General features: G+C 67.1%; 4 protein-coding genes and 3 pseudogenes. 4 read left to right on the top strand and 3 right to left on the bottom strand.

The window, feature by feature from the left end:
- The first annotated feature begins 74 nt into the window (after positions 1-74).
- The 3 genes and pseudogenes from DD1DGNOD_RS10215 to DD1DGNOD_RS30775 all read left to right on the top strand — a co-directional run.
- Positions 75-461, top strand: coding sequence for an ArsR/SmtB family transcription factor (locus DD1DGNOD_RS10215; protein ID WP_131766401.1), 387 nt, complete (start codon positions 75-77; stop codon positions 459-461).
- A 491-nt stretch (positions 462-952) separates the two neighbouring features.
- Positions 953-1,864: an NUDIX hydrolase gene (locus tag DD1DGNOD_RS10210; RefSeq protein WP_131766400.1), complete on the top strand. Its 912-nt coding sequence runs from the start codon at positions 953-955 to the stop codon at positions 1,862-1,864.
- Between the two features lie 5 nt (positions 1,865-1,869).
- Positions 1,870-2,047: pseudogene (locus DD1DGNOD_RS30775) on the top strand (MBL fold metallo-hydrolase); the annotation flags it as partial.
- A gap of 49 nt (positions 2,048-2,096) precedes the next feature.
- Here the strand turns inward: DD1DGNOD_RS30775 and DD1DGNOD_RS10200 are convergent.
- The 3 genes and pseudogenes from DD1DGNOD_RS10200 to DD1DGNOD_RS10190 form a co-directional block, all read right to left on the bottom strand.
- Positions 2,097-2,396 (bottom strand): annotated as a pseudogene (locus DD1DGNOD_RS10200) (DDE-type integrase/transposase/recombinase); the annotation flags it as partial.
- A 372-nt stretch (positions 2,397-2,768) separates the two neighbouring features.
- Positions 2,769-3,416: a TetR/AcrR family transcriptional regulator gene (locus DD1DGNOD_RS10195; RefSeq protein ID WP_131769982.1), complete on the bottom strand. Its 648-nt coding sequence runs from the start codon at positions 3,414-3,416 to the stop codon at positions 2,769-2,771.
- Between the two features lie 64 nt (positions 3,417-3,480).
- The gene (locus DD1DGNOD_RS10190; RefSeq protein WP_131769981.1) at positions 3,481-4,341 is read right to left on the bottom strand and encodes an SDR family NAD(P)-dependent oxidoreductase; all 861 of its coding nucleotides are present in this window, start codon (positions 4,339-4,341) and stop codon (positions 3,481-3,483) included.
- A 151-nt stretch (positions 4,342-4,492) separates the two neighbouring features.
- Between DD1DGNOD_RS10190 and DD1DGNOD_RS10185 the strand changes: the two are divergent.
- Positions 4,493-4,866: pseudogene (locus DD1DGNOD_RS10185) on the top strand (IS6 family transposase); the annotation flags it as partial.

Genomic DNA, 4,866 nt, shown 5'->3' with positions numbered 1-4,866 from the left:
AGTCAGGCAGTCAGGCAGTCAGGCAGTCAGGCAGTCAGGCAGATGATCAGGAAGGTCTGCGATAGAATTCAGCGGTGCACACCGCTCTGCCGGATTTCCAGATGCCCAACGACGAGCAGGTTCACCTCGCCGCCGAGGGCTTCCGACTGCTCGCGGATCCGACGCGCATCAAGATTCTTTGGGCGTTGCTGCAAGGTGAGTCATCCGTCGCCTGCCTGGCAGAACTGGTCGGCGCCGCTCCCACGGCCGTCAGCCAGCACCTCGCTAAGCTGCGCCTCGCCGGGATCGTCCGTGGCCGCCGTGAAGGGACGTTCGTGTATTACTCGGCAGCCGACGTGCATGTGAAGCGTCTGCTCGCCGAGGCCCTGTTCCACGCCGACCACACCGACCGGGACCTACCCGACCACCTCGACGGCGATCTGGCCGCACACAGCCCGGCCGCGGCGGTCACCGCCGACTGAAGCCGGACCACGGGCCCTGGCTCACCGTCGGAGGTGCGTCATAGGGCCGCACTCGCCATGGCGAGTCTTCTGTGGTGGAGCTTGTCCCAATCCCCGGATCCGGCAGGTGTTCATCCCGGTGGGCGTCTGCTGGCTGACCCTGTAGGAAGGCTGCTGAGGGATCTTCCGCCGGGTCGGGCTGGCCGGGCAGTCGCTCACCGACCCCGGCGAGATCGACCAGGCCACCCGTACCACGACCGCGCAGCTCAACACCCGCGCGAAACCCTGGGCCTGGGGACGTCCGGCCCCACCGCTCAGCACCCCGCGACGCTGTTTTATCTACCGCCTTTGAGGAACGCTGCACTAAGCGAGCGGGGTCTGCGTGCAGCGCGAAGCGGCCGGGGACCCGACGGATCACGCAGCGATCTGACGGGAATGGCGCGGGGGACGATGCCGGCCGGGCGTGACGCAACAAGGCGGATGTCGCCTGACACGGCATTAACATTTGTCGAATGGCTGATCTGACGGGCAGGCCGACTCAGGATCTGCTGACCGCGTTGCGACAGCGAGTGCCGCCGGCGCTTGCCCAGCGAGCGGCTGCCTTCCGCCCGGGCCACGACCAACCGGCTCCGACACGCGATGCCGCCACCGTCGCGCTGATACAGGATACCGGGAGCGGGACAGGCGTACAGGTCTGCCTGTTGCGCCGGGTGTCGACGATGGCTTTCGCCGCGGGCATGCACGTCTTTCCCGGCGGGACGGTGGACCCGGCCGATGTCAGTACCGAACCGCGGTGGTTCGGCACCCCCGAGGTGGACACCGTCCAGGCCCTCGGTGCCGAGCCGGCGTTGGCCCGCGCCCTGGTGTGCGCCGCAGTGCGGGAGACGTTCGAGGAGAGCGGCGTGTTACTCGCCGGCCCCGACACGGATACCGTCGCCGATGTCACCGACCCCAGCTGGGAGTCCGACCGCCTCGCGTTGGAAGGCCGCCAGCTCAGCATGGCCTCGTTACTGGCACGCCGCGGCCTGGGCCTGCGTGTCGACCTGCTGCGCCCGTGGGCGCGCTGGGTGACTCCCGAGATAGAACCCCGCCGATATGACACCCGGTTCTTCGTCGCATCGATGCCAGCCGAACAGCGAACCCGGCCGATACCCGGCGAGTCCGACCGGATGCTGTGGATGCCGCCAGGCGCGGCACTCGCCGAGCACCTGGCGGGACGGCTGGCGATGATGCCACCGACCGTGCACACGCTCATGGAACTGGCTGAGCATGACACCGTCGCAGCCGTCCTGGCGGCGGCGCGCATCCGGGACACCCGTCCGGTGCGGCCGAGGATCCTCGTCCGTGACGGGGAAGCCCGCCTGCTCCTCCCCCACGACGACGGCTACGACTCCACACCGGGTCTCCCAGGTCCGGGCACGTGAACGGATTGGTGGCGCTGCGGCGGGTGACGTCGTTCGCGTCGGTGCTTCTGGCGCCCAACCCCGACCCGATGACCTTGGACGGGACGAACACCTGGATCCTGCGCGCACCGGGTGCCAGCGGGTGCCAGCGGGTGCGTCGTGGTCGACCCCGGCCCACCTACGCCCGGCCATCTCGAGGGAGTCTGTTGCGTTATGGGGAAGCAAGACATGGCGGACCCCGCCTGAATGTTGATCAGACCGCCAGGGTGAGCTCGGTGAAGGCAGCCGACGCCCGCAGGTGTGGGTCGGCCTCGACGGCGAGTTCGTAGTGGCCGCGGCGGATGTTCTACACGAACGCATGCCCGGAACTGACCCTCTGGGCGGAGCGGAAGCGTTTCAACCCACGCATCGGCCGGAGTCTTGCTTTCAGCTGGCTGTGATCGGATTCGATCGGGTTGTTCGCCCGCCGGGCATCACTGTGCTGGGCGGCGGGCAGCAGCTCGTCGAGCACCCTCGGGTAGGCGGCGGCCTGGTCGGTGGTGACTTCGACCGGCGCTGTTGCATTCGTCGATTATCGACGATCTTGACCGCAGGTCTTCCCGTCGACGGGGGCTCATGTGAGCGAATCACGGAGGCTTCAGACACCCCGGAACGACTGTGGAGGACGTCTCCACCGGAAGATTTGCGGTTAAGATCGGCCGGTCCCGACGGATGAAACAGTGCCTGGCAGAGCCGGTGAGTGGTTGGTGGCTGTGTTGCCTACCGGTTTGAAGCTTTCCAATCCGCGGTCCCATGCGACGTCCGAGCCGGCGAGCGGACGCGTCCAGGGGTCTGCGCGGAGCGTCGTACCGCATTTCTTGCCCTGCCCGGATCCTCTCGACCGGGTCTGCCGCTTCGGGGGGCGGGATTCGGACCGCTACGCGAGCTATCGACCTTGATAGGCGTTCTCGATGATGTCGATGACCGCCGGGTCTAGACCTGTCTGCGGGTCGAGGTGTATGGCGGTCCGTAGCGAGGTAACGAGGTTGGTGGCCGCGAGTTCGACCAGTGTGGGAACGTTGATGTCATGGTACTCGAGGCGGTCGATCACGATTTCGTCGAAGTAACCGACCCATCCGCGCATGGTGGTGCGCAACAATGTTGGGACCGGATCGGTGACGCCGAGGTGGCGCAGGATCCGTTGTGCGCCATTCCAGCGGAGTTCGTCGATCATCGTGCGCATCTCGGGATCCGCACCCAGCCCGCCGCGCATGATGGCGATGAATCCGGTGGCGTTTCGGTCGATGTAGGTGACGTGGTTGGTGAGTGCGTGCCGGATCTGCTCATGCAGGGTGTTCCCGTGCGGGGGTAATTCCTGGTTGGCGGACAGTTCGTATGCGATCTCGCGCATGACGGCCAGGTAGAGCCCGCGCTTGTTCTCGAAGTGGTGCGCGATGAGCCCGTAGGCGACGCCAGCGACCTTGGCGATCTCGGCGGTGGTGACCTTCTCGTAGGAACGTTCGGCGAACAGCTTCCGCGCGGCTTGCACCAGCATCCGCCGCCGATCCACCGCGGTGGGGCGGGTAATGGTCATGGGCACGCTGACAGGCTAAGGGGGTCGGCTCCGGACGGCCCGATGCTGTGGGTGCTGCGCTCGGTCATCGGGCTGTCTCCGGGCCGGGTTTGCGGTGAAACAGCTGGTCGATGGGGTCGAGCGCGCCGAGGGTGTCGACGCGAGCGCCAGCGAGCGTGGCCACCAGGCGTCCGACGATCGGGAGCTCAACCGGTAGGAGTGAGTAGGCGGGGTGCACGAGCCGGTTATTGCCACGGCTGATCGCGCGCACCATCGCAGCGGCCATCGCTTCGGGCGAGATCGGCGGCAGAGTCTTGGGGGCGGTGCCCTTCCACGGGAGTTCGTCTATGTCGCGCAGCGCGGTGTCGGTACCGCCCGGCACGACCTCCAAGACACGGATGGGGGTTCCCGCGAGTTCCAGGCGTAACGAGCGGGTGGCCTGTGCCAGCGCGCTTTTCGAGGCCGCGTAGTAGCCGAGAAGCGGGATCGGCACGGCCTGGATCGTGGAGGTGACATTCACGATCATCCCGCGCCCGGCCGCACGCATCGCCGGGATCACCGCGGCGGTGAGAGCCAGCGGCGCCCACACGTTCGTCTCGAACACCGACCGGGCCGCGTCGGAATCCGCGATCCGGGTCTGGGCGCCGGTGAGACTGCTGCCGGCATTGTTCACGAGGACGTCGATCCCGCCGCCCAACTCTGAGATGGCGCGCGGGCCGAGCTCCGCGGCGGCGCCGCGCACCGCGAGATCGGTGCTCAGCACCTGGGGACGGGTGTGGCCTGCCGCGCTGATCTCGTCGGCCAGTTCGGCCAGCAGCGTCGACCGGCGCGCGGCCAGTGCCAACACGGCACCTTCACTTGCCAGCTGGATGGCGAGGGCGCGACCGATCCCGCTCGATGCGCCGGTGATCAGCACGCGTGCGCCACGAAGCTGGACCGCACTCATGGCCGGGGTCCTTCGGTAGAAGCGGTCAACGAACTCTGCCTTTCCTCATTTGGCTAAGCATCGATCGATGCTGCGTCGGATGGGGTGCGTCATGACTTCGACGGGTTGACGCCACTCGGGTTCCCCCATACCGTGACACTTGATTGATAATCAGTCAATCGAGGAGCTCCTGGCCACACGCGGTCTCGCCGTCGATCATGTGACCGTCTGCCGGTGGGTGCAGCGGTTCACCCCGCTGCTGATCGATGCAGCCCGGCCTTGCCGGCACATTCCTGGGGATCGGTGGTTTGTCAACGAGACGTACGTGAAGGTCTCGGGCAGGTGGATCTATCTGTATCGGGCGGTCGACCCGTGCGGCTAGGTCATCGACGTCCTTGATGCCGACCACCGCGATCTGGCCGCAGCACGGCGGTTCTCCACCCGCGCCCTGTCCATGGCCACAGACCGGTCGAAGCGACCACCGACCAGGCTGCGGCCTACCCAAAAGGTCCTCGACGAACTGCTGCCGGACGCCCACCATGTCGA

It is taken from the genome of Candidatus Protofrankia californiensis, assembly GCF_900634765.1.
GTDB lineage: Bacteria > Actinomycetota > Actinomycetes > Frankiales > Frankiaceae > Protofrankia > Protofrankia californiensis.
The sequence above is the reverse complement of the archived record's forward strand: the minus strand, read 5'-3'. Positions and strand labels throughout refer to the sequence as shown.

Excerpts from the sequence above, each read along its gene's own strand:
- DD1DGNOD_RS10190 (WP_131769981.1), bottom strand. The coding sequence starts at position 4,341 with ATGAGTGCGGTCCAGCTTCGTGGCGCACGCGTGCTGATCACCGGCGCA.
- DD1DGNOD_RS10210 (WP_131766400.1), top strand. The coding sequence starts at position 953 with ATGGCTGATCTGACGGGCAGGCCGACTCAGGATCTGCTGACCGCGTTG.
- DD1DGNOD_RS10195 (WP_131769982.1), bottom strand. The coding sequence starts at position 3,416 with ATGACCATTACCCGCCCCACCGCGGTGGATCGGCGGCGGATGCTGGTG.